The following is a 26,784-nucleotide window of genomic DNA, read 5'->3' as shown; positions in this document are numbered from 1 at the left end:
TTTCCCTACACGACGCTCTTCCGATCTCCAAGCTCAAGACCAGCTCAAGATCAGGTTAAAAGCCTGCCAGCAGGCCTGAAAGCGAGTCTGGCTTGTTATCTTGTGTGGCTTAAGATATGGCCTGTAAGGTCCTATCTTGTGCTTTAGGCTAGCAATTGCTCTTGCTTGACTAGCGCATGTTCATGTAAGTGTTGTCGTGCTCTTCTAACTTTTGCGCACTTTCAACTGGATCGATGCCCTTGCCAAAGATAGCCTTGCTTAGAGCTGATTTTGGTAAGAACTTAGAGATGAGATTCTTCTTCTCTTGCTTCTTCCACTTGATCTTTAAGGCGCTGTCGATAGTTAAGCCCATACGCTCCTTGATGTACTCATCTGAAGTAGCAATCTCATCGACTAAACCTAATTCTTTAGCATCCACAGCTAGCCAGTGCTCACCAGTGGTGACCTTATCTGCATCTAAGTGTGGACGATAACGCAGTACCTGCTCTTTAAAGCGGGTGTGTACAGCCTCAAGCTCTTCTTTGAACTTAGCACGACCCTCTTCAGTATTCTCGCCTAAAACGCTTAAGGTACGCTTGAACTTACCTGCAGTGATTTGCTCATAATCAACATCGTACTTATTGATAAGTCGACGGAAGTTTGGAATACCTGCAATCACACCGATAGAGCCAATGTAGGAAAATGGAGCAGCCACAATCTTATTGGCTACACAAGCCATCAGATAACCACCAGAGGCAGCCACCTCATCGACGGTAACAGTAAGAGTAATACCACGGTCACGAATACGCTGCAGCTGTGATGCACATAAGCCATAAGAGTTGACTAAGCCACCTGGAGACATCAGGTTTACAATGACCTCGTCCTCAGGAGTAGCCACATCTAAGATGGCATCAATCTTTAAACGCAAATCTTTAAACTCAGTACCCTTAGCAGAGCCTCTAAAGTCGATCACATAAAGATTGCGTGGGCAGAATACGCCTGCTTCCTTTTTCTCTTCAATGGTCTTTAAGAAAGCAGCACGCTCATCAAGCTTCTCTTGAACCTTTTCCTTTGCGCTAACTGCTGGCTTCTTTTTCTTCTCTTCTTTCTTAAGGCCAACTTTGATCTCTTCTTTGTTTAAAAGCTTATCTGGATTGGAGCGCTTGAGGCTCTTAGAGATCATTTCCTTACGCTTTTTAGCAGCTAACTTGAGATCCTCAACTACTAAAGCGCCTTTAGCTTGAGTCTGACCACCTTTCTTATTACGAGAAACAAAGGAAAGAATGGTCATCACAGGAATGATGATCACTGCTAGTACCACAATGCCCTTGAGCACGAAGCCTAGCAAATCAAGTAAAAATTCAACTACCATAACTACCTCTTAGTCGCGCTCTTTATCAAACTTATTGTCGTCACGCAGCTCTGAAAATACGGCCTGAGCAGCCTCTTCATTACCACCAGTAAATGCCTGATGCTCGCCATCAACAACATCGAAACTGCCGCGCTCATCACCATCACGGCGAATGAACTCGTAATCGTCGTCATCTTGTAAAGAGCTATCAGCACCATCTACAAACTCACGACCCTCGTAATCATCGGCACCGTCGTGATCTAACATGTCGATATCAGCATTAACTTGCATCTGACCAAAGTGTTCTTGGCAAAATTCTCTACCCTCATCGGTAAGATCAATGCCATTGTCCACAATAGCGATTAAGCGCTGCTTATATAAGGAGCCAATGGCTTTCTTAAAGCGGCCTTTAGACATATGCAGGAAGTCTTCAATCTCTTTAGGATCGGACTTATCGTTAAAGCCTAAATGACCCTTTTCAAAGTGCAGAGCTTGCATGATGTCTTCTGCAGCATGCTCAATACCATCTCTACCAGGCTCTTGAAGCGATACATCTAAACGACCATCGTTACGTACTGCAGTAATGTAGCCATCATAGCGCTTGCCAATGGTTAGCTCGCCCTTTTGCTCGGAGGCGTAGATTAAGCCATAAACGCTGTCATTAACGATGACACGATAGCCCAGTGGAGTATGCGCAACACCCACGACCTTCACGCGCTCATCGACTTGAAATTCATCTTTACGAGCTTTGTCGCGGATATAGCGATTAAAGCACTGTGTACCAAAGAGACGGCCGCGCTCATCAATCGAGACATAGACTAAGGCATTATCGCCCTCGAACATTCTAAAGCGCTGCTCTGATACAGGCAGTACTAGCTCTTTTGGAATACCTAAATCTAAGTAAGCAGTAGCATTCTTAACGCAATTGATGCGCAGATTACCAGTCATACCTAATTCAATATATGGTCTACGGGCAGTAGCTAAAACACGATCTGCATCCTTATAAAGGAAGACACGCATCATGTTGCCAACTTCTAAGCCCTCTGGCAGCTGTGAGTTTGGGATAAACAGAGCGCCATGCTCTTTGGCATTAACAAAGGCACCCTTATCTGAGATTTCACAAACCTCAAGCTCCACCATACGGCCAATAGGAACTTCACTGACAAAGACCTTATTTACATCGATAACCTCACGCTCGCCGCGCTCATGACGATTGTCTCGATCAGGACGTGAACCACGCTCAGTGCGAGGCGGACGACTCTTTACACTACCCCATGGTGAGGCGGCATTAGACTGACCTTGCTCATCGCGTGCACCATAGCCACCACGGCTAAAACTGCGCTCATCGCGCTCATAGCGACCAGAAGAACGCTCACCACGATCATAGCGACCTGAGGAGCGATCATCACGCTCGAAACGACCAGTAGAACGCTCATCGCGGTTAAAACGGCTTGGACGTCTATCGTCTCGATCAAAGCGGCTAGCACGACCAAAACCACGCTCATCACGATCGAAACGTCCTGAAGAACGCTCATCGCGGTTAAAGCGGCTTGGACGGGTATCATCACGGTTAAAGCGGCTTGGACGGCTATCGTCGCGATTAAAGCGGCTTGGATGACTATCGTCACGGTTAAAGCGGCTTGGACGGCTATCGTCGCGATTAAAGCGGCTTGGATGACTATCGTCACGGTTGAAGCGAGTTGAGCGACCATAAGAACGGTCATCGCGGTCAAAACGGCGTGGGCTGCGCTCGTCACGGTTAAAACGGCTTGAGCCACGCTCATCACGTTCAAATCTACGTGGGCCACGCTCGCTGCTATCAAAGCGCTGTGGAGTATCTGTTGCTACGGTGGAAGTGGTGCCTGGTCTCTTCAGGCTAAGTCTTGTCTTTGAAGTTCTTTCCATTATCGTTCCTAGCCGTCACTGACCGTTCCTATAGAAGAAGGAGACTGCTATTTTTCAGTGAGGCAAAAGTGGCCTACAACTTAATAGGCTGATTTATATTAGAGGCATTAGCTTATCAAAAGCAAATCTTTTTTAGCTCTGGCTCATTGCTTAGCCTCTAAAAGAGATATCTAAGCCCTTGATCTTAGTGGCAATTGCAAACAATGTATGCCGACTCTATTCAAGTAGCTTAGAGTGAGTATTATTCGGTATGTTTTAAGACCAAGTCTTCGAGCGAATCTGCTTGTGAGGCTGTTAAGTGCTCTTGGCTATATGAAACGTCTAGTCATTGTTAGCTGCAGCATTAAATGGTGTCTTAAGATAACTTAAGCTTCATAAGCTTGCAGTGCCTAAGGCTTGCCAACTTCTGCAACGTCGTATGCTTACCTATCTTGCTATGACGTAGGTTTTCCTGTCGCGCGATGGTTTAGGCTTCCCTGCAATACGATTGCTTAGGTTTTCCTGTCGTACGATGGATTAGGCTTCCCTAACAAAAAGAGGGGCTTAATTAAAGATGAGATTTTGCGGGGTCTACAAAGACAAAGAGCAGACCTTGGTCTGCTCTTTTAGAAATCTTTGTGCAAGGTCATTATGACCTATTGCATAGCTTTCTGACGATTATACGCGCTGGAAGTCAACGTGGATAATACGTGAAGAAACTGGATGACGCTGCATTGCGATTGGCTTAACAGCGATAGCATCAGAACCTACGTTTAAGGTTACAGTCTCAGTGAAGAAATCTGGCTTAGTGGTAGCCTGAATTAACTTCTTCTCGTTTAAAGTGATGCTGACAGTTTCCTGACCCTTAGCAATGATGATTGCTGGGATCTTCTCTTCGCGACGAAGGCGGCGGCTCGCACCTCTCCCTAAGTCATTACGAAGTTCAACGTCTAAAGTGATAGCCATGATTATATACTCTCGTATTATTTGATGGTTACGCCAAACGTCTGCGACCGGATCGTTTGGCAAGACATCGATACCTGATACTAGAAGAACTAGCAACTATCTAAAGTTGTACAGACTTTCATCTGCTCTTCGAAATGGTAAAAGCCATTCGTGCATCAGGTTAGATAAAAAAAGCGCACTTAAGCGCCCTAAAAATCTGGTCGGTGATGTAGGATTCGAACCTACGACCCACTGCTCCCAAAGCAGTTGCGCTACCGGACTGCGCTAATCACCGACGGCGCATATTCTATAGTCACATGTGATGCATGTCAACAAAAATCTTACATTTACTTCACATAAACTACAAAATTGCCACTTACACTAGCCCTCGTAAGTTCTTCAAAAGGACTTAACAAAAAGCTCGTGTATCAAGTGCGTGCATTAGCATACACCCAAACGATCATTAGCACAAACTTTGTAAGTTGTAATGGATAGTGCTTTCAGATCATATTGAGAAGTAAATCACATCTAGAATTGCTATTAATGAAAGATCGATCGGCTCAAAACTAATTGATTGATCATTTGCAAACCTAGTATTGATCAGTTTTCCCATGATCTGACTACACTTTTACTCGATGAAAATGAGTTTTTTGAAGATCCAAGTGATAAGATTTATCAACTTGCTAAAAATGCTCTTTTATCGATCATTTATGTTCATCTCGTGATCGATGCAACAGCCCCATTACTCTTAAAGACCGCCATACTTAAGCAAAAGATTCGATCTATAGCTGCTATAAAGGCAGCTTTTTATGTATGTCGCCAAAGCAATTGAGTATGTACCTCAGCTGATAACGATTGTCGTAGCGTCTTGATTGCATTGTTCAGACGCGTACAATGACGCTCAGATGAGATTGTAAAGATGTAGATGCCATAACTAAGGCCCTATCTTTATATAGCTTCATCTATATTACAAGTTAAACGCTTGCTTGTTGCCTCATCTAACTTGTAATGTTCAGTTTTGGGTTTTCTACTTTTATCGCTATAACCGTTTGCGGAGGTATTGATGTCAACTAAGTATGTACGTCCATCCAAGGATGAATCCTTTATGGAAATTGCCGAGTCGGTGTCAATGCGCTCAACCTGCTTAAGACGCCGCTACGGTGCTGTAATCGTTTCTAAGGATGGCCGTATCGTATCCACTGGATACAATGGTGCGCCACGTTCTCGTGACAACTGTATCGATATTGGTACTTGTCTGCGTGAGGAACTCGGTGTTAAGCCAGGCACTCACTATGAGATCTGCCGTGCAGTGCATGCTGAGGCAAATGCCATTATTAATGGTAACCCTCTTGAGATTATCGGCGGCACCTTATACTTATGCGGTACTGATGTAGCTACTAATGCTCCATCTAAGTACATCACTCCATGTGCTATGTGTGAGCGTCTTATCTTAAACGCTCAGATTGCTAAGGTAGTGATGCGCGATCAAAACCGCAACTTAGTAGAAGTTAACCCATTAGATTGGGAAGACGATGCGCGATTAATTGAAGAACACCGTCGTAACATTCTTGGAAAATCTTCTGATAATGACACCTCTGCTCACTCAGGCAACGGCGATGACGTTGATAGCGTAATTACTGCTATCAAGAAGCCATCTTCTTGCTGCGGTGGTGGCTGCTGCGGTTAATAGGCAAGCTCGAAAAACTTATTAGTTTATGCGCCCATGACAGTGCATCAACCTTAGGCGCTCAATACACGAGGTCATTTGTTGTTGTTGTTTTAGACGGGTAGTACTTATTTATCTACCCATTGTTTACATCACAAAAGTACAGACATATATTTAGGACAAAGGAGCTTAGATAGTAGTTCATAAGCTAGTACTCTTATATCAGAGTAAGCTACTCAGTTAGCTTTAATATAAGAGCCTGCACAAGATGCTTAGTAGCAACTGCAGCGGCATATACCTAGCTGCAAGAGATGAACACTATCTTTGCTCATATCGTCTGTATGAATCTCCGGAACATAAGCCATGCACGATAAGTTGCTCGAGCAAATCCAAAAGTATCCAGCCTTCATCTTTGACATGGACGGCACCATCATCAATTCTGAGATTTGGCATCATGTCGCTTGGAAACATATGGTTAAGCTGTTCGGCGGACCTGAATTACCACACGAACTCTTGCTTGAGTACGGCGGCTTACCAACTGCCACCATCTGCCAAGACCTCATAAACCGCTACAATCTCAATGCCGATCCCGAGGAAATGGCTAAAACTAAAACCGAGCTCTTCATCAACGAATACATGCCAAAGGCCGAGCCTTTCTGGAAGATCGAAAATATCCTCAAGTATCTCTATGCTCAAGGCAAACGCATCGCTATTGCCACCTCATCCCATCAGAGAGAAGCAAGATATCTATTAGGCAAAGTCGGTCTTATGCCTTACATTCACTCCTTAGTTACTGGTGATATGGTGCAAAAGGGCAAACCAAATCCTGATATCTACCTGCTCGCAGCTAAAAGCTTAGGCGCTGATCCTGTCGATTGCTTAGTCTTTGAAGATACTGTAGTGGGCATGATTGGCATCAAGAACGCCAAGATGGATGGCGTAAAGGTCTTTGATGGCGAGTTTGATTGCGACCATATTATCAAAGCTGATGAAGCCTGGGAGGCCCGCGATACTGGGCTTTCTATCCCCATCAAGATGGACTAGTACGCCACAAGAAGGCTTGCATCAAACAAGCATCTTGCTAAGAACCTAACAGACTCAAACCAACTTTCACCAAGTCACTTCCTTGCAGTTTGAGTCGTGTTCCACCTTGTAAAATTTTATTACCCCTTTGATTGATGTGTTCTATTTCTTTGGAATTAGACATCCAAGAATAACGCATTTAACAATTGCACTTTATACATATTTTTTGTACCATATAGGAACGGTGTATTAAAAAGCCGTTCATTGTGTTATTTGTGGCGTAATAAATATATGAGTCATTTAGCAGTAGCTAAGCTATTGGCTTATTTATACAGTTTATTACGCCGCTTTTATACATAACACAAGTTAAGCACTTCACCCATTGCTATATAAAATAACTAGCCTGCCTCATTATAACTATAACCAATTTTTATAGTTACTTCCCACCTAGCGTTCTTGATTCTCCATTCTATACAATAAGAATTTTAGATTTCTAAGCATTAGGCATTGTTTTTATACTTTTACTGTGCTATCATTGTACTATTAAATATAGTATTGATATTTAATAGGAAACACAAAATGAACGACACCGTTAAAGAGGCTGCTCCTCCATTCTTAGAGCCTCATAGCATCAGAGAAGCTAAACAAAATCTAAAATATTACCGTCAAAAGTGCTCTCTTTCCCAACTTGGATTGGCTAACAAGCTCAACGTGACACAGCCTACCGTAAACCGCTGGGAAACACTATCTAATGACAAATTTATCCCTCATGAGAAAGTCGAAGAAGTTGCAAACGCCTTAGACATAAGCCCACGCCGCTTTGCGTTTGATACTTTCGTGCCCAGCTCTGATCTAACACCTCGCACAGTGCAAGACTTAAACACTGGTGAAATTGTCAGCTTAAATATCACGCCTGAAACCGTCGTTGATTACAAGAATAATTTGCGCTATTACCGCCTTAAACGCCGTATTTCTCAGCGCAATTTATCCAAAATGCTAGGCATGTCACCGAGCATGACCTCAATTTGGGAGCGCCCCGACCTTCCATCGCTGCCGACCCCGTCTTTATCACAAACTATAGCCCGAATTTTAGAAGCTGATTTAACACTAATATGCCCTGATAAGGCAAAAAACCAAAACATCGAAACAGCGCCAACGATTAAGCCCGAACAAGAGCCGGCTAATGATTTAAATCGCATTTATGATGATAGATCTAATGTTAGTGCCTTTTATACATTGAATAGTCGTGATAGTCTGCTTAGCTTAAAAACCAATGCAGAAGGAGTGACGAACGATACCTTTGCTAGCGATTTACAGTCTGGCCAATCAATTGCTGCTCTTTTGGGTATACGAATTAATGACGACTTAGCACTTGCTCAAATAGTCGGACAAAGTATGTATAATCCTAATACAGGCGCAGGAATCCCTGACGGCGCCGTGGTTATCATTGATACAGGTAAAAAAGACGTAAGCAGCAGCCTAGGCAAGATCGTATGTTATATGGCTAACGGCAATTACATGTTAAAGCGCCTGCAATGCAATAAAGGCGTAATGAATGCTGCTAGTGACAATCCCAAGTATTTCCCAATTTTCTACACCAATGAGAAGGATATGCAGTTAATTGGTGAGGTTATTTGTATTCTTTCAAAACCACAATAATCTTATAGTTCTAGAAAAGTTTTGATACCTAAGTTGCCTTTGCTTCATGCAGTTGTATGGAGAAAGGCATACTGGGCTTAAGAGGGGCTGTAGCACATGATATGCTGCGCCCCTTTTGTTTTATGCGACAGTTTAATTAAACGAAACGTAGATCATCTTATTTCAGTTCTCATTCGGATCCACCATCTGTATTTGCACAATCACTGATAACTATATCTATAGTTAGGTCAAGAAGTTGTGTGTAGTCAAATAATGCAACCAAATCTTGTCTGCAAGCTGTGCTGCATAGTAATAACGTTTTTAGAAGCTATTGGCTACTGTTGAGGATTAGCAATGCTGCCTTCGCTTTGCTTAAATGTCTCATCGGCAGAATCGGTCTATTGTGCGGTACTTGGCTTGGCAGCGGCAGCATCGGTCTCTTGTGTAGTGCTTGGCTCGGCTAGTTGAGCTGTGTCTTTGGCAGGGGTGACAGTTGGCTCTGTAGCGGTGCTAGTGTCAGTTGCAGGTTCCGCAACGCTATTATGGATAGCTGACATATTTTCAAGCACGTTGCCAAAGAAAATGCTATCAAGCTGTCTTGAGCTTAGTTCCTTTGCTGCAGCTTCTGACAGACCGCATTGTGCAGCTTCATATTTTTGCAGGCACAGATAGTTAACCTGATCGGTATAGCTTGCGTGGATATTGAACTTATCTGAATTTATAGCAGAGATTAAATTCATGACTATCATAGCCACCGCTAGATAAACGATGTGCACATTACGAATACGATGTGAGTGCTCGAATAACACTAGTATTGGCAGCAGCGCAAAGGCAAAAATTAAAATCAGGTGCCAGTAGCTAAATGTAATGGTGGAGGCGGCACCTGCCATCATGAGCGCTAAGATCGAAGCAATAGTCAGCGATCGAATAAAACTAGTGCCTTCATGATGAGCAAAAGGCGAAGATGAGAGCACCTTATAGTTGGCATAAACCGCAATTAGTACAGTTAAGCCACCAATAGCCTGAGTGATCACGAGATAGACATAACGTAAGATCTCAAGATAGACAGGGGCATCTGCTGCTACATCAGGTACTAAAGCCTTTTTAGTTACCAGTAAAGAGCCAAATCTAAACCAGTACAGTACTGCCTTTAAGACTGGATAAACATGTACTAGTCCATAACCAAAATATCTTTCCTGAGCGATCTGATCGTTATTTTCTCTAATGGCCTCATTCACCATCACCTCATTTATGTATGGGATAAGTGAAGCAGCTACTATCGCTAGGCCAACAAAAATACCTAGAAAGCTAATTCTAATATCACGACGCAGGTACAAAATACCGCAGATGGCAACTAATACTGGCCATGAGAAATGCAGCTGTAGACAAAAGCCTGCAGATAAAGAAAGCATCACAGATGCTAAAAATGCAGTTAGATATGGAACATCACGGCCTTTTCTTCTAATGCGTACCAGCATATTTAAAAAGACAGCTGATCCAAAGGCTAAATATGACGGGTTATATAAAAGTTCTTCATATAAGAACCAAGGTGACAGAGCATATAAAAGAGTGGCGATGACTACTGTACGTGGCTTAAGAATTTGGGCTACTGCATTAACAAAAATGAAAATACTCAGAACACGCAATCCAATTAATAGAGCAACTGGAGCAATTGGATGCATGTACCAAGTGAGTGGATAACCTACTATGTAGGATGATAAAGAGCCTGGCACATTGCCTACAGTACTTGCAGCATTACCATAAGGCAGGAAATTACCTGTAATTGCGCCTAGGTAGCCTTTATCAAGCATCTGCAGTTGATCGCCGGTGATGATCTGATTGAGCTGGAAAAATACAGCAAAGGCTGTCGAGATGATAATCAGCAGTAAAATTAAAAGGTAATCTTTTAAGTTCAAATGTGTGCGAACACGTGCCATGAAGCGATCTCTTTTATCATTTGCTTAGTGAAAGAGCATAAGCCACAAAAATCTCTTTCGCTGCATTATCTAACGACGTATCAATAATAACGTTAAGATATTGCATTCAAGCTTATGATACCATCGATTGAATGGCCAACTGCTAAGTAGATTGTTGTTCAAACATTTTTAAAACAAAAAAGCGATCTCACATCTATATGTAAGACCGCTCTTTAATGCGCTTAGCACACACATGAACTAGTGCTATAAGATGAAATCTAGGCTATTAGCATTGCGCAATCGCTGTTAATTGCTCTTAGCGCATTGGCAAATGCCGCTCTTTCATGCCTAGCTTAAGCTTGCTTAATTATCTAGGCTTGTTTGCATCAATCAGGGCACTGAGCTTGGCTTTGAGATCATCGCTGAGCTTTGGCATGGCACCTGAGCAAGTACAAACATATGCAGCTACTTGTGCTGCTGTCTCATGGGCCTCTTGCTGAGATACGCCCTGTACATACAGTGCAATAAAAGTAGCACTAAAGGAATCGCCCGCACCAACAGTATCTGCTACCTGCACTGTTGGCGTTGGAACATGGGTGTATGTATCTTTTATGAAGATCTCAGAACCATGCTCACCACAAGTATAGATAAAACCGTTTAAGCCATACTCGTTAGATATCACCTTGAAAAACTCTTGTGAAGACATGTTTTTGTCCATGCCCAAGAGTTCGCAGACAACTGGCAATTCCTCTTCATTGCACTTAAAGATGGTGCAACGCTTTAAGCCTGCAATAACCACCTCAAGATCATAAAAAGACTGGCGTAAGTTAATGTCAAAGATCTTCATGCTGCCTTGTGGCATAGCATCTAAAAACTCACCCACGCTCTTACGGGTTAAACCATCTTTGTAGCGCTGAGCAAGCGAGCCAAAGCAACAAACATCAGTCTTTGATGCAATCTCTTTAAGCTCATCTGTCATTGGCATATTGTCGTAGGCTGTATCCTCAGCAAAGTCGTAAATAGCAACGCCCTTATCATCTAAGGATGCTTTTACGTAGCCAGTGACCTTGTGAGAGCGATGTGCATTAACCTTAAGACCTGCCTCAGATAGAACTTTAAGGGCCTTATCGCCGCTTTCATCCAATCCCACACTGCTCACAACTAAGGAGTCTAGGCCAGCTTGCTGCGCATGGTAAGCAAAGTTAGCCGGAGCGCCACCAATACGAGTACCTGACGGGAGGATATCCCATAAAATCTCGCCTAAACCGACACATGTAATGGTTTTAGACATAACAACCATTCTCCCTAATTGGAACAAGTAAACACTTTCAGCAAATTTTGCAGCAAAACTTTGTAAAAATTTGTGAGCGCTTTAGATAATAACGCAACACCTATAGCTTAACGTTAGGCAACCATGACCATCAGCAAGGGCTAACAAAAAGTATTTAGCTCTAAACCAAGCTGATGTTTAAGCTAATTATTAGCTTGTGCCGCTTTTGTTAAAACTATATTGCCACGCAAGATCTAAATTGTTAAGGAAAAGCTTAGTTTTGCAAAAAATAGCACAAAATATGATAGCTAAAGCACAATTTTTGCAATTATTTTCACAAATTTTGCTGCAAATTTTGCAGTGTTTGTGCATTAGTCCTCTTCTACAATCTTTGGGAAAGTTGCTTGAGGGCGCATGTTAATCCGATCAGGGTCATAAGCGCGACGTAAGTTAGTGTTAATGTCCTCAATCGAATCCATATCATCAGGAGTTAATTCAAAGCCATAGAGATCTGAGTTTTGCTTAATGCGCTCAGCTCGTACTGACTTTGGAATCACAATGACACCACGCTGCATATTCCAACGCAGCATGATTTGAGCAGGAGTGACCTTGTAGTAATCGGCAATAGAAGCTAAACGAGGATCACTAATTAAACTATTACCCTCACCACCTAATGGAGAGTAAGCCTCAAAGGCAGTACCTGTGCGACGGCAGTAGGCAAGGAGCTCACTTTCGATATTTTGTGGATGGCACTCAGTCTGATTTACCTGAGGAATTACTTTCGCGCCTGCCTTCTTTAACTCTTCTAAGTGCTTAATGGTGAAGTTTGAGACACCAATAGCGCGGCATAAGCCTTCATCGAGTAACTTCTCAAGCTCTAAGTAAGCTTTTTGATAGCCATCAAATGGCCAGTGCAACAGATATAGATCAACATAATCCATACCTAAGCGCTCTAAAGACTGCTCTAAGCCACGGCGAGGATTATCAAAGTCAGTACGCCACAGCTTGGTGGTGACAAAGATGTCCTCACGAGGCAGTGAGGTATCACGAATACCACGACCTACGCTCTTTTCATTGCAGTAGATACGAGCTGTATCAATCATGCGGTAACCGTACTCAATGGCAGTACGCACCGCTGCACGAGTTTGTTCACCCATTGGACATCTGAAAACGCCTAAACCAAGTAGTGGCATACGCACACCATTGTTTAGCTCTATAACAGAATTGATATCCATAAGTGCTGCTCCTTAGTATTTTTGCCAGCTTAATGCAAGTGCACTTTTAGTTAACCAAAGGCTTATCTAAAAGAGCCGTGAGAGCAGCGCAAAAACGCCCTGCCCTACTTAAACTGCAATTGCATTAAGCATGAGCACGCCACGATATCACACACTATAAAAACGATTGAGCCGTGCATGAGCTACAGCAAAGCTATAGTCATAGCATCAGCCAATCGGTCGTGGCGCAGTTAAGTAATATTTTGCTAGGCAAGAGAACATAAAATGCTCCTTTGCCTAGCTCGACCAGCAAGCTAAACTCTCTCTACTTAAAAGAAACCTCATAAAGGTTTCTCTTCATAAGATGAGCTAAGATACGTCGGTCGTTTGCCGTATCCATCATGTAGTGCTAATGCACACTATATGGCGGCTTAAATTCATTTATCCAGCAAAACTAGCAGCAAAGCACCACATATAGATGGGCCTTGCTTGTACATGCACCAGTCCAAATGGTGAGTGCTAGCTTCACACTTGCTGTTGCTGATCCAAGAGACTGGTTCTAGCTTTGCACTTGCGGTTACTAATCCAAAAGATTGGTTGTAGCTGCGCAATTGCTTTTGCAAGTACACATGGCTTTGCAAGCTAAATTAAATGAGTGAGCCTCGCTTCATGGCAGCAACTGCATGAGCTGCAACCATTGGGGATGCTCCCTTTTTAGTCATATGCTCGGACATATAGCGTCTAAACAGACGTGAATTTGGACAGCCATTAAAGAGTCCTAAAATATGACGGTACAAGAGGTGCACTGGCTTGCCTTCAGCAACAATAGCTTCACCAAGCTTAATGACCTCTTCGATAACTTGCTCACGAGACATAATCTCATCTGATCCTTTGCCATAGAGCTCATGATCAACCGAGCAGAGAATATATGGATCATCGATCACGGCACGACCAAGCATTACACCATCTACCTTGCTTAGTTCATCTTTGCACTGATCGATAGTAGTAATGCCGCCGTTAATGGTGATCTTAAGACCCTCAAAAGCCTGCTTAATCTTATAGACACGCTCATAATCAAGCGGTGGCACGGTGCGATTTTCTTTTGGAGATAAACCGCTAAGCCAGGCTTTACGCGCATGGATCACAATGTGACGACAACCTGCCTCATAGATAGTGCCCATAAGCTCAAAGGTAAAGTCCTCAGAGTCGAGCTCATCTACACCAATACGTGTCTTTACAGATACTGGGATATCCCCTGCAGCCTCTTGCATGGCGCTATAACACTGAGCAATCAGCTTTGGTGTTTTCATCAAAATGGCACCAAAGTTACCTGACTGTACCTTATCTGAAGGACAGCCAGCGTTGAGATTAATCGCCTGATAGCCGCGCTTAACGCCAGCATTAGTTGCAAAAGCAAGCTTCTTAGGATCACTGCCACCTAACTGTAAACACACAGGAGGCTCGTTATCCTTAAAGTCAATTAGATGATACTTCTCATGAACCAAGGCGTCTGCGGCGATCATCTCAGTATATAAAATAGCCTCCTTACACATAATGCGGGCCATTCGTCTAAAGATGGAGTCAGTCACATCTACCATTGGGGCAACGGCAAACTTCTCACAAGGTAAAAAGTACTGCACTGAAGCGTTACTGTGCTTATTTTCACTAGCAGCACTAACAGTACTATCTGCCACCTTGCAATCTTGCTCAGTTACGTCGTTTAACATTTGAGTAGTCATCAAACACTTAATCCTAGTATCACGCCACTTAATCATCCATCCACTCTATGTTCTTGCCATATGCACTAAGACATAGATGCAGTTAAAAGTGATGAGTTTTGAAAAGTGGCCTCAAAACATGACGCTATGATAATGACAAAAAGTTAAAAAAGCATGACAAGTGCAAAACAAAAGTTTGTTCCCTTGCCTAAAAAGGCTTCAAAGCGCCCCAAACCACTTAAAACCACACGATTCACGCCATCTTTTTCACGTAAGCTGGCTAAGCTTGTCAGTACGCATTCCTTTGCTTAATAACATTGCAGTCTCGATGGCTCTTTGAGCACGGCTGCAAGCTTGTGAAGCTGTGTCTTTGCCTCTCCACATATAAAAATGGCACAGATACAACGAGAGCATCTGTGCCAGTTTTTCTTAAAAGGGGTTAATAGAGCTTGAAAGCTTCTCATTGACGCGAGTAATTACTCGCTAGCATCATCGTCCTTGCCCTTTCTTAATACATTACGCATCAAGCGGCCTAAGCGGTGCTTGCTTGCAGTAGTACTGTCTGATCGGCCTAAGAAAGCTAACTGATTTGCTAAGTTCTCTTGCTCAATTGGAGTTAACCAACGGCTTGAGAACAGTGGCAGTAAGATGGTGATGTTACGCACTAAGTCGTTTAACTTTTCTTCATGCTCGGTGTTTGGATTGCCAAGGAAGTGAGCAATGGCAACACCTAACTTCTTCATGTCTTCTGGTTTGATTTCACGAGTTGTAGCAGGCAGAGAGCTAAAACGCACGGCATCAAACTTAACTGCAGGATCTTGAGTGTATACCTTGCAATTACGTGCCACGATGCCGCAATCAGCAAGATTATCAATAGCGCCACGAGCAGACATTGCGCAGTGCTTAGCATCAATCACAACTAAATGAGACTCAGTACCACCGCAAATTAAGGTCATACCGCCCTCTTTGAGGCCTTCAGCTAAAGCTTGGGCATTCTTAATGGCCTGATCGCAGTAATCACGATACTCTGGAGACTGCATCTTCTTAAGACGAATAGCCATAGCTGCAAGCTCTGGTGAACCAAGGCCGGTGTGGCCAGAGGCAAAAGCTACACGATCAATGGCGGATGCATACTTGTACTTAGAGATGATCACGGCACTACGTGGGCCTTGCAGAGCACCATGAGTGGTGAAGGTAACCACATCAGCATATGGCAGAGGAGATGCCATCACACCTGAGGTAATCAGACCTGCAACCTGTGAAATATCACACCATAAGATTGCGCCTACATCAGTGGCAATCTTGGATAAACGCTCATAATCAATTGGATATGGATAATTAATTGGAGAGACGATGATAAGACGTGGCTTATTCTCTTGAGCTTGAGCCTCAATGGCATCATAGTTTAAATGCTGAGTCTCTGGGTTTAAGCCAAAGTTTACAAAGCGATACACAAAAGACTCGCTGTTGCAGTGCTCTTTTTTGCGCAGGTCAAGTGACATGACCACATCACCACGCTGCACTAAAGCCTGCAGTACTACACGTGAGGCAGCCTCAATAGTGATGCACTTGACGTTAGCGTGCTCGCAATTGAAGATGCCGCAAATACGCTTAGTTACGATCTCTTCAAGGATGTTGGTTGAGGAGAAGGTATTGTTGTGTTCTTCATTAACTAAGACATTGCCCAAAGTAGCAGCGCAAAGTGGGGACATACTGTTCTCATCGGGAATGAATGACAGAGAGTAGTACTGTCTTTCCAGCTCCTCCTCGTAATAATCGTAGAGCTCGGTATCAAAACCGCGAATAACATTCAGTAAATTCATAAAATCCCCCGAAACAACCACATCGCGATCATTTAGCCGCTATCACCAAAGTCAGTTAGCTTAATGCTTAAAGCATTTAACTAACACTAAAGTACATAGCAACAGAAGATGCTGGTTGTGACAACTGCACTCATAGGCGTACAACAAACTGAAAACGCCCATGATGTTCAATCTAAACCTTGAGTCACTTGTAGTGATCGCATTAGAGCAAGTAGCCATTTAGCAGTGAAATCCCCAGACGCCAAATAGCATTATGCCCAGTATCAAGTTTACCCTAGTTAGCACTAGGCACCAACAATCGTCACGCCAAAACGTGCACACCGTTATAGTTTACATGAGCCATTGCGCAATCTTGCTGTTAATTGCTCTGCTAATTTTCAATAAAAGCAAGAATTGTAAAGTCCCATGGGCAATGATCAACAAGCAACTTTAGCTCACCAACTCCCCTTGGTATGCACACTCCAAGATCCCCAATCGCCCTTACCTAAGATCACCAAGATAGCAAAGGATTGATGACAAGCCTCCAATGGATGGATGGATGGATGACTTGCCAGTTTACTTGCCTGCCTGCATGCTTGCTTGTTAGCTTACATACTTGCATGCTTGCTTGCTTGTTTGCTTACTAGCAAACTGTCTACGCTGCGATCATGGCTCTGCATAAAAAGATCAAAAAATCACAAGATCATGTACCTAAAAGACAAAAGGCACCATACGGTGCCTCTTGTTCATAGATCATGGGCATTCATAAGCTGATGAATGCCACTTAGATATTGGTCTACTTAGCGTCTTCGTCGCTAGGAGCAGCCTTGTCTGCGTCATCTGCAGCTGCATCCTTAGGAGCAGCAACTTCAGCTGCAGCGGCCTCAACGTTGTCAGCAGCTGGGGCAGCTTCAACAGCATCTGCAGCCTCGGCAGCGTCTGCTGCAGCGGCGGCAGCATTCTCATCTGCATTTGGGGCAACTTCCTGAGCTTGATTTTGCTCAGTTTGTACTACCTCAACTACAGCAGTAGCTTCAGCTTGTGCCTGAGTCTCTTCTGCCTCAACCTTGAAAGGCCAAGCCATTGGAATAACTACCACACAAACGAGCAGTGAGAGCACCACTAAAGGAGAGCCAACACGTACGTAGTCCATAAACTTGAACTTACCAGGTGCTAAAACTAAGGTATTTGGAGGGGTAGCAACTGGAGTGGTGAACGCACAAGATGCGCCGATAGAAATAGCCATCAGTACTGGATATGGGGAAGCACCCATCTTAGCTGCGATAGACAGGCCAATTGGGCAGAGCAGAGCTGCAGCTGCAGTATTGGACATGAACTGACTTAAACCACATGATAAAGTGAACAGCACCACCATGAACATGTATGGGCTTGGTGAATCACCCATTAAGCCTACTACCACATCAGCGATCATGCCGCCTGCACCAGTCTTATCGAGGGCGTTGGCCAGTGGCAGCATACCAGCAAATAAGAAGATGGTAACCCAGTCGATACCACGGTATGCCTTCTTTTCTGAAAGTGTACCAGTTAACACGCAGGCTAAAGCGCCGATAACGGCTACCATTTCCTGAGTCAGACCTGGAATACCAAACACCAGACCGTAGATAACGAAGAGCAGAATTAAAATGCAGTACATACGAGCACGTGGAGTACCAGAGGAAGTCACGGTACCAACGGAGGCCATATCTGCATAGTTATGTGGAGTGAGCTTGCGGCCAATGGTCATCATGTAGATAACTGACATTACTGACAGCGGTACACCGATGATGGCAAACTCGAAGAAACCAAACGGAGTCATATTTGATGACTCTAAAGTTGCTGAAGCAATAATGTTTGGTGGAGTGCCTACCATGGTGATAGTACCGCCAGTATTTGCGGCAACAGCAAGACCCATGAGTAATGGAGAGCAAGGAATACGTGCGGCTACACAGATACCAATAATTACAGGCAGCAAGCAAGCTACAGTTCCTGTATTAGAAGCAAAGGATGACATGACGATTGTTAGAGTCATCATGGCAGCCATTAAAGGTATCTCTTTGGTACCTACTCTCTTTACGACCATCGATCCTATTCGTTGCGCCAATCCCGACTCTAACATCGCGGCACCGACTACGAACATACCGGCAAAGAGAACTACGGTTGAGTTTGATAGTCCTGCAAACACTTCTTTTGGTGAAAGTACACCAAAGATACCTAAAGCAACTGTGGCACCCATTGCAGTTACAGCCAGTGGAATCAGTTCGGTTACGAACAAGAATGCCACTACTGCCAAAACTGACAATGTGATAATTGCTGCTGAGTGATCCATGAGTTGATCCTTAACCCAGCATCATCAAGACAAATCCCAAGAACTAACCATAGTTTTAAGCTAGTGCCGAATAGACATCTACACGTACACGCCCAAGGACAGATCCTACAAGGACTGCCCTTAAGTGGCCTACAAATAAAGTAGTTTAGATGCCTACAAGATTTGACTAATGGATGCGTTGTATTCAGCTAAATGCTGAAAATCTAAAACAACCAACTAACAAGCAAAATTAGGCACATAAGCATATGTTCCCATCATTTGCTGCGACATGTTGTTAGTTGTATCCCCCGATAGAGAATCACGAGCTTAAATGAAAACTATAAATGACCATAGCTTCACTTACTAATAAGCCGTTTTCTCAAATACGTTCATGATAGCCCCGCCTTATGTGCAAATCGAGGATTTTGATCACACTACACAGTTAATTAGTTATCACGCAAAGCGTGAATACATACGGAATTAAACGCAAAATCTCCATAAATGACGGCAAAATAATCGCAATTTTCGCCAAGTAAGTCCTTTAAAGTGCGTTGTAGCCAAAGTTCGCACATCATCCACTTTGAGCCAATCTAAAGCACTTCTCTTAAACATAGCCTATATAATGGATTAGCAAGCGTGCTTTCGATAATTACCACAGCTTTGAACCACACCTCAACCTTTACCAAGCCACATGCAAAGCACCACAAGATTTGCAAAACAAGTACAGAGGCACTGTAGCTTCAGATCAGCTTAGCAAAGTTAGCCTAAGTTTAATTTGCGCTCCATGAAAATGGCCTGATGATGGCTAAGAAAGAATCTGTTTAGCAGCGTGACCATCAGTACCATCATTCTTATAAGCAAAACTTATCCACATCCATTTTCATCACTGTACTCATAACAGCCTCCCCACAGGCTTAAGATCTCAAGCTCACTGCTGTATTCCCTGCTTTTCAACCCCACTATCACTTGCTAGCTCGACTTTAACTACCACACTAGCAGGCCAGCACGCAGGCAGGCATGAGCCAGCTCTATGCTTTGATACTACCTTGCGTGGATAGATGAGGCTCAGTGCTTTTATGAGTTCAATGTGGGAGGCTAGCGCATCTTTTCTCACTAGCTGACTTATCGCTATGTGGGTGGGTACAGATTAAGTTGATGGGGTGAGAAGCTTGCTGTTCACCTTTAGAAAATTCCTTGCATTAAGTGTCTTGATGCAAGTTTGGCTTGAGAAAGAAGGCCTAATGGCATGGTATTTTGCTATCACAGTGATGCTTTGAGTGCTGTTTGATGGCTTTCGCTCATGGCTTGGGATTACAAGACATACGGCATACATAATTGCGGCTTAGATTTGACGAGACGAACGGCATACATAATTGCGGTTTGGGATTGACGAGACGAACGGCGTACATAATTGCACTTTGTGCCTGTTAAATGGTGGCGTGTTGGGTGCAAATGTGGCGAATTTGCGCTGCGCATGAGGGCTTATGGGGTGGGGTTTACTTTTTTGGGTGATGGCCTGCTTGCACTTTGTTGCTCAATTGACTTAAGTTGCTGATTAATCACTTTCAACATGGCTTATATAAGCCATTTATAGCCGTATAGATACAAGAATGCACTAATCTTTTACACGCAAATAAGCGTGATCTTCGGCAGATTTATCCGAAACTTGTATCCCAAGCGCACCATTTAAGAGCACAAAACCTACAAAGATCACACTGATTTGTGTATTAAATGTCTCAACAGGTGGTATTTAGGCAAGTGACTTAATTAACTCAGTTTAGAAAAGAATCCTTAATTTATGGGATCCAAATTTTGATCGACTGCACATATATATAAGTAGAGAAAGAGGCCTGATAATAGGCTATTGATACGATTTATCAATAAACTGAGAAACATCAGATAGATCAGGGGTTTTTTGTGAGCTAAACCCAATAATTTTAGATATGACTTATACAGATGGAAATTATTATCAACTAGAGTGTTTTCAAATCGTTGATTTCATTAATTTGTAGCCATCCGCTTGCACGAGTTCAGGTTTCTCATAGAAGCTGGCGGTCAACATAGCCCCGCTTCAAAGCTTATCTTAGACCTCTAAGAGAAGCAGTGCACTTGGATTAAGGAGCGAACTTAGGTGACTAAGTTCAATCCTTAAGACAAGTAGCAGAGATAGCAAAAGCAAGTCTCCTTTGGGATACAAAGCTTTTGGTTAGCACTGAGCTCAACAGACAAATTTGTACCTGACGCTTTAACGTCAAAAAATTTGAAGGCACAAGCTCGATTGTTTTTTCGTACAAAGCACTGTTGTAGCAAAACGGCGGCATTACTTGATCGTCTACCGCCGATTTCTATGAGTGACCTGTTGATGCATGCGGATGTAGGTCTATATCCCAAGGAGTTAATAATATGTCCCCTATGACTAAGTCATACATCGTCATCGCCGACATAGTATTATTTGTGCTGCTTTTAAACTTCCTGCCATTTGGCGACACTGAGAACAAGGGCTTAGCGCTCTTACTCTTTGTTGGTATCTTATGGCTCACCGAGGCAGTACACGTTACTATCACCGCGATCACTGTCCCAGTCCTCGCCATCGTGCTCGGTCTGGTTCCAACAACCAAAGCATTAAACGGCTTCTCTGATCCAAACATCTACCTCTTCTTCGGTGGTTTTGCATTAGCAGCAGCCATGCACTATCAGAAGATCGACCGCATTATCGCTCAGCGTATTTTAGCTTTAGCTCGCGGCAATTTCTTCTTGTCTGTACTCTTCTTATTCACTGTAACCGCATTCTTATCCATGTGGATGTCAAACACTGCAACTGCAGCTATGATGTTACCACTGGCTATCGGTATGCTCTCTAACGTCAAATATGAAGAGAACAAGGGCACTTACGTATTCGTGCTGTTAGGTATCGCATTCTCTGCATCTATCGGTGGTATGGGCACCTTAGTTGGTTCCCCACCAAACGCCATCGTTGCCTCTAACATGGATATGACTTTTGCTGACTGGTTCGTAATTGGCTTCCCATTCATGCTCGTGCTCATGCCAATTATGCTGATCTGCTTATTCCTTGTATTCCGTCCTAACCTCAAGATTAAGGTTGACTTCAAGGATGAGCAAGTCGAGTTTACTGGTAAGCGTTACTTAACCTTAGGCATCTTCGTTGCAATTGCTCTGTGCTGGATCTTCTCAGCTCAGTTAAACCCATTCATCTCTTCTCTGATGGGCTTAACCGCTAACATTGCATCTTTCGACTCTGTAATCGCTATCTTTGCAGCTATCATCGTAGTTGCCTTAAAGCTCATTAGCTGGAAGGAAGTTCAGGCTAACACTGATTGGGGCGTTCTGATGCTCTTCGGCGGCGGTATTACCCTCTCTGCTGTGCTCAAGGACTCCGGTGCATCTCAGATCATGGCAAACGGTATCGTACTCCTGATCGAAGGTCAGCACTACTTCGTCATCGGTCTGTTAGTTTCATTCTTTATCGTATTCTTAACAGAGTTCACCTCTAACACCGCATCTGCTGCTCTGTTAGTTCCTCTGTTCATCGCCATTGCTGAGAGCATCGGTGCACCTCCTTTAGGCTTAGCCTTAATCATCGGTTTAGGTGCGTCATGTGCGTTCATGCTCCCTGTAGCAACCCCACCAAACGCAATTGTGTTCGGTACCGGTTATGTTCCACAGGCTGCCATGATTCGCATCGGTTTAGTTCTCAACATCGTATGCTCATTCGTAATCGCAATTGGTGCATACTTCTTCTTCCTCTAAGAAGAACTACATACGAAACTAAATTCGCTACTTAAGTAGCAACCAAAAGATAATTAAGAGGCAGTATGCTCACGCATCTGCCTCTTTTTGTATGCCCATCTTAAGCTACCCCATCCATCGTCTTTAATCTTAATTTGCTCACGCGCTTCACCTGCACCCCATGTGTTGACATGGTTAACGTTTGTCCTTCCCGCACTAAATGACATGGTTAACGTCTGATCCTTCCTGCACTAACTGACACGGTTAACGTCTAATCCTTACACTAGCGCACACGGCTAAAGCCTGAACCTCACTAAACTTGAAGCTAAATCATTAGTCGCATGTCACTTGAAGCTAAATCATTAGTCGCATGTCACTTGAAGCTAAAGTAAATACTTAGCTTTGTGTTTTATTTATTAAAACATATCCATTTTGATTGTAACGAGATAATCACGATGTCGCTTTAAAGCCATTTTCAAGTTACGCCCTATTCTATTGCTTTGAGGTTATCTCAAGGATGATGGCGGCTTTGTTGGCTATGGTGTAGCAATTGCAGCCCATCTCATGGCTTGTTAATATGGCTATAGTCTGTTCATGAGGTGCTATATGCTCGAGTTTTCTATCGGAACACTATTGTTTACTGTTACCCCGCTTAAGGTTGGCATCGTTTTGTGTGCATCCGTACTTGTGAGCATCATCTACCGCTTTTTGTTTGCCCATCGCCGTGACGAGTGGTTTAGACGTACCAAAAGCACCATCATCAATCAGCGTGGTCCATTAGGCAACTACATCTCGCTTGGCTACCCAGTTACTTTTAAAGGCTTTTTGGTGACCTTGGCTGTTGCAGGTGACTGTATCTTGATAGCCCTCATCGTTTTCTATATTGATTTTTAGCAAAGCTCAAGCTAAGTCTCTAACTTGATGCTTCTTCGACTTTGCTGTCTTTGCGCTATCTAGTGTCGCTCTCTTATGATGGATGAGGATCGTGGCTAAGTTCAATGTACTCTTGCGCTATTGGTAGCTTGCGAGCGTGCGTGGACTATTACATGTGCTACTTAGGCTTTAATGTTTTATGTGGATGGTTAGAGCGCAATTATGGTCTTGGTACATTAATTTGAGGGGTCTTGGCATCAAAGATCATACAAGCTGAGGATCGGCCTTGACAAAAGATCAGATTGCTTTACATATGCGATCGTGTTTTAAGTTAAGAGGGCTTATAGCTTGTGCTCAGATGATGCACAAAGCCCGTCAGATGGGGTGTTGTATTCAAATCGTGGGATCCAAGTTTGAGCTTTAAGCTAAGTTATTATTTTGAATTTTGCTAAAGTTTTCCACGCTAACTAGGCTTGTATTAGGCACAAAATTGCCCTGCGCTATTTAGATAGCTGACAAAATCAGCTACAATCTTAGTCCTAAGGTATACACATAGCTTGTAGACTGCCCATTTTTGTGTAGTAAGTTAGTCTAGTCCCTTGCTACTCAACAGCGAGCTGCATCTTTTACCACTGCCCTCCGCTACTGTTTTTTCAGTGTTGTTAGCAGTGCTAAGAGCTGCACTCCGAAACGGTCTGATATGTTTTTTTACGTATCTGTCACTTCTCCTAACTGTTTCGCTCTTACACACCATGTTGAATATCAAAGTTACGAACAGAATGACACACGAGGATTTCGTTGCACACACGGATGCGACGCCTTTCATTCTGCCTCGAAAACATATCCTTGGCGTAGGATCTGTCGTAATTGTATGTGCAGTCCTAGTGCTACCAATGCCATCAACATGGGAACGCTTCTCTGAAAACAGCGCCTCGATCCGCGCTGGTGAAGAGGCCTACCTTGCCACCGATCAAAGTAGTAATGAGTATGCTGCACAAAATCAAACTGTAGGCACTCATCAAGAAAACTACGAAGATTACGACATCCCAAGCCGTTACTTTAGTTCATCCACCCCTGCAGATCCGGACACCTTAGACCAAATCTTTGAAGGTGCAAAAGATACTGTTAATGCTGTACTTGGCAATACAGTTGAGGGTACTTGGGCTGATGGCACTAAAGAAGCTGTCGAAGGCACTAGTGATGAAGATGATGAGCTCATCGCAAGTGAAGACGCAACACAAGAAGTCTATCAGCGCCCAACTGGCACATGGTATCGTCAAACTGTACGCCGTGGTGATAACCTTTCTGGCATTTTCACATACCTAAACTTGCCATACGCCACCTTAAACCGCGTCACCAAGGTTGCAAAGAAGCGCGATCTGCGCCTTAACATCGGCGATCCAATTTACTTCTTGATCGATGATGACAATGTGGTCAAAGAGATGGTTAAGCCTATCTCTAAGACTCAGCAGGTACGCTTTACTCGTTTAACTGCTACTGATGACTTCCATGTAGTGTACGAGGCTATTGGTAGCCATGCTGAAGAGTCAGCCTTAGCAGCCATTTCAAATGCCGACAAGATGCCGCTGGCAGTTCAAGCTGCAAAAGAGCGTGCTGAGCGTGATGCTTTAGCTGCTAAACAGCTTGCTGAGCGTATTGCGCTTGAAAAAGCCATGAACAAGAACCCTAATCGTCCTCGTTTAGTAATTAACGAGATCAAGAAGGGTGAAAGCTTCAAGACTGCAGGTCATAGAGCTGGTCTTACTCCATCTGAGATCAGATCAATTAACGATATTTTCAAAAACAAGATCGCCACTACCAAGCTTAAGGCTGGCGACAAGTTCCGTGTTCTCTTTAGCGGCATCGGCACTGATGCACTTATCTACGCGGTTAGATTGGATACTTCCAAGGGTAGTTTTGAGACCTTCATGAACCCTGAGGATCGCAACTACTACGGTGAGAATGAGTACACCCCAACAGCAGGTATTTTCCGTCGTTTCCCTCTAGCAGGTGAAGTTAAGGTTAACTCCCACTTCAATCCGCAGCGACGTCACCCTGTTACCCGTCGTATTAGTCCGCACAATGGCGTGGACTTTAAGGCCGCCGTGGGTACCCCAATTTACGCCCCAGCAGACGGTACTGTAACTTTCTCAGGCTATCAAAGAGCTGCAGGTTACTATGTAATTGTTAGCCACGCTAACAATTTCTCCACTGTGTACATGCACCTGTCTAAAGCTGAGGTCAAGATGGGTCAAAAGGTTATCGTAGGTCAGCTCATTGCTCGTTCTGGTAATACTGGCCGAACCACTGGACCACACTTACACTACGAGATTCGTATTAACGACCGTCCTGTAGATCCGCTCAAGATTGATCTGCCAAGTTCTAATCATCCAAACTTGGCCCGTGAGCAGCGTGAGGCCTTTGCCAATAACGTAAAGATTCTCAGGGCCGACCTTAAAAACGACAATCTCGCTCTGTCCAAGACTAAATAATATTATTGCAGCAGCCTTAGGCTGCTGCTTTGCTTTTAGCCCTTCACAAGCTAAGCCCCTTTGAATCTTTTGCCACACCCTATCTTCAAGATCGCGCTTAACTTGCACATAAGCACGCATACTATTCCTAGCTTTAGCCCCAGCCGCATTTCATGGCGAACACAGCCCCTCTCTTAAAGCTTATAAAAGCCCCCTCCGCTCTTATCTTGCTGTCTAGCTGTTGCTCGCTGTTGCATGTTTGCTGCTTGCTAGCTTGATTGCTTTTGCTTGCGCTCCCTCCTGCTGCATTTTTACTCCTTGCTGTTGAGGTAAATTTGCGCCCATCACTTTTGTCCATTAGCCCATCAAGCGGGATCCGAGTTAATGTCCTTGCATGGCGAGATTGCGCGTTGTTGCAGGCCTGATTGGATAGATTGCATGTTGTTGCGGCTCTGATTGGATAGATTGCATGTTGTTGCGGCTCTGATTGGATAGATTGGCTGGTTGTTGTCGTTTCTTGATTGATTGGCTGGTTGCGCGTGGTTGCGGCTGGTTTAGTGTGCTCTTGTGGTGGTTGTTGAGCTTTGTTGGCTGGATTACTAGTCAGGCAGTCAGATGCTCTGAAATGAATCATGTACTTATGGTGATTTTGACTAGCCTGATGGTCTATGAGACCTCATGGAAAGATTTGTGGTGCAGCTAGGTTTTGATGCTATGAGCGAGCTCTTGGTATCTATTGCGTAGGTGGATGGCTCTGTTTTGGTTGAAAAGATGAGGAGCTGTTTATGTTTATAAATGGCTATTGCATCAAAAAGCTGATCAATAAATAGATACAGTTATCTTGTGTAGATGGCAATGGTGATTTTTTGATGAGCTGCTATGCATAAGTTCTTTATGATGTGCAAAGAGTTTTTTAGATCTATGACTATCCTCAATGATCTGATCACGTCTTATGGTCGCATGGGGGCTTTTCATGGTAAAT

General features: G+C 43.7%; 16 protein-coding genes and 1 tRNA gene. 6 read left to right on the top strand and 11 right to left on the bottom strand.

Annotated features, from left to right (window positions below; all coding sequences use genetic code 11):
• Positions 1-169 precede the first annotated feature (169 nt).
• The 4 genes from sohB to RDO37_RS09620 all read right to left on the bottom strand — a co-directional run bounded on the left by sohB (position 170) and on the right by RDO37_RS09620 (position 4,454).
• A complete protein-coding gene (gene sohB, locus RDO37_RS09635) occupies positions 170-1,351 on the bottom strand; it encodes a protease SohB (protein WP_308498930.1) in 1,182 nt (393 codons plus the stop codon).
• Positions 1,352-1,360: 9 nt separating this feature from the next.
• The gene (locus tag RDO37_RS09630) at positions 1,361-3,235 is read right to left on the bottom strand and encodes a S1-like domain-containing RNA-binding protein (protein WP_308498929.1); all 1,875 of its coding nucleotides are present in this window, start codon (positions 3,233-3,235) and stop codon (positions 1,361-1,363) included.
• A 657-nt stretch (positions 3,236-3,892) separates the two neighbouring features.
• A complete protein-coding gene (gene rplY / locus RDO37_RS09625; protein WP_027939185.1) occupies positions 3,893-4,180 on the bottom strand; it encodes a 50S ribosomal protein L25 in 288 nt (95 codons plus the stop codon).
• A gap of 197 nt (positions 4,181-4,377) precedes the next feature.
• Positions 4,378-4,454 (bottom strand) — tRNA-Pro (locus RDO37_RS09620).
• A gap of 768 nt (positions 4,455-5,222) precedes the next feature.
• Here RDO37_RS09620 and RDO37_RS09615 point away from each other — a divergent pair.
• The 3 genes from RDO37_RS09615 to RDO37_RS09605 all read left to right on the top strand — a co-directional run bounded on the left by RDO37_RS09615 (position 5,223) and on the right by RDO37_RS09605 (position 8,507).
• Entirely contained in the window at positions 5,223-5,846 is a 624-nt protein-coding gene (locus RDO37_RS09615) for a cytidine deaminase (RefSeq protein WP_308498928.1), read from the top strand.
• Between the two features lie 342 nt (positions 5,847-6,188).
• A complete protein-coding gene (locus RDO37_RS09610) occupies positions 6,189-6,869 on the top strand; it encodes an HAD family phosphatase (protein ID WP_308498927.1) in 681 nt (226 codons plus the stop codon).
• A gap of 558 nt (positions 6,870-7,427) precedes the next feature.
• Complete coding sequence (locus tag RDO37_RS09605) at positions 7,428-8,507, top strand: S24 family peptidase (protein ID WP_308498926.1); 1,080 nt, start codon at positions 7,428-7,430, stop codon at positions 8,505-8,507.
• A 377-nt stretch (positions 8,508-8,884) separates the two neighbouring features.
• On the opposite strand, the gene RDO37_RS09600 is transcribed toward RDO37_RS09605, so the two are convergent.
• The 6 genes from RDO37_RS09600 to RDO37_RS09575 form a co-directional block, all read right to left on the bottom strand.
• The gene (locus RDO37_RS09600) at positions 8,885-10,423 is read right to left on the bottom strand and encodes a 3-deoxy-D-manno-octulosonic acid transferase (protein ID WP_308498925.1); all 1,539 of its coding nucleotides are present in this window, start codon (positions 10,421-10,423) and stop codon (positions 8,885-8,887) included.
• Positions 10,424-10,769: 346 nt separating this feature from the next.
• Positions 10,770-11,693 (bottom strand): carbohydrate kinase, encoded by a 924-nt coding sequence (locus RDO37_RS09595; protein ID WP_308498924.1) that lies wholly within the window; start codon positions 11,691-11,693, stop codon positions 10,770-10,772.
• Positions 11,694-12,043: 350 nt separating this feature from the next.
• Positions 12,044-12,907 (bottom strand): aldo/keto reductase, encoded by an 864-nt coding sequence (locus tag RDO37_RS09590; RefSeq protein ID WP_308498923.1) that lies wholly within the window; start codon positions 12,905-12,907, stop codon positions 12,044-12,046.
• Positions 12,908-13,533: 626 nt separating this feature from the next.
• Positions 13,534-14,625 (bottom strand): tRNA dihydrouridine(20/20a) synthase DusA, encoded by a 1,092-nt coding sequence (dusA, locus tag RDO37_RS09585; RefSeq protein WP_308498922.1) that lies wholly within the window; start codon positions 14,623-14,625, stop codon positions 13,534-13,536.
• A 455-nt stretch (positions 14,626-15,080) separates the two neighbouring features.
• Positions 15,081-16,427 carry a hypothetical protein gene (locus RDO37_RS09580; protein ID WP_308498921.1) on the bottom strand — a complete coding sequence of 449 codons (1,347 nt, stop codon included), beginning with the start codon at positions 16,425-16,427 and terminating at the stop codon, positions 15,081-15,083.
• A gap of 775 nt (positions 16,428-17,202) precedes the next feature.
• The gene (locus tag RDO37_RS09575; protein WP_308498920.1) at positions 17,203-18,732 is read right to left on the bottom strand and encodes an SLC13 family permease; all 1,530 of its coding nucleotides are present in this window, start codon (positions 18,730-18,732) and stop codon (positions 17,203-17,205) included.
• A gap of 2,382 nt (positions 18,733-21,114) precedes the next feature.
• On the opposite strand from RDO37_RS09575, the gene RDO37_RS09570 reads away from it, so the two are divergent.
• The 3 genes from RDO37_RS09570 (at position 21,115) to RDO37_RS09560 (ending at position 25,823) form a co-directional block, all read left to right on the top strand.
• Positions 21,115-22,479, top strand: coding sequence for a DASS family sodium-coupled anion symporter (locus RDO37_RS09570; RefSeq protein ID WP_308498919.1), 1,365 nt, complete (start codon positions 21,115-21,117; stop codon positions 22,477-22,479).
• Between the two features lie 585 nt (positions 22,480-23,064).
• The gene (locus tag RDO37_RS09565) at positions 23,065-23,352 is read left to right on the top strand and encodes a hypothetical protein (protein ID WP_044121364.1); all 288 of its coding nucleotides are present in this window, start codon (positions 23,065-23,067) and stop codon (positions 23,350-23,352) included.
• A gap of 872 nt (positions 23,353-24,224) precedes the next feature.
• Entirely contained in the window at positions 24,225-25,823 is a 1,599-nt protein-coding gene (locus tag RDO37_RS09560) for a peptidoglycan DD-metalloendopeptidase family protein (RefSeq protein WP_308498918.1), read from the top strand.
• A gap of 133 nt (positions 25,824-25,956) precedes the next feature.
• Here RDO37_RS09560 and RDO37_RS09555 read toward each other — a convergent pair whose 3' ends face one another.
• Positions 25,957-26,436 (bottom strand): hypothetical protein, encoded by a 480-nt coding sequence (locus RDO37_RS09555; protein ID WP_308498917.1) that lies wholly within the window; start codon positions 26,434-26,436, stop codon positions 25,957-25,959.
• Between the last annotated feature and the right edge of the window lie 348 nt (positions 26,437-26,784).

It is taken from the genome of uncultured Anaerobiospirillum sp., assembly GCF_902485895.1.
GTDB classification, from domain to species: Bacteria; Pseudomonadota; Gammaproteobacteria; order Enterobacterales; family Succinivibrionaceae; genus Anaerobiospirillum; species Anaerobiospirillum succiniciproducens.
This window is presented reverse-complemented; position numbering and strand designations above follow the sequence as displayed.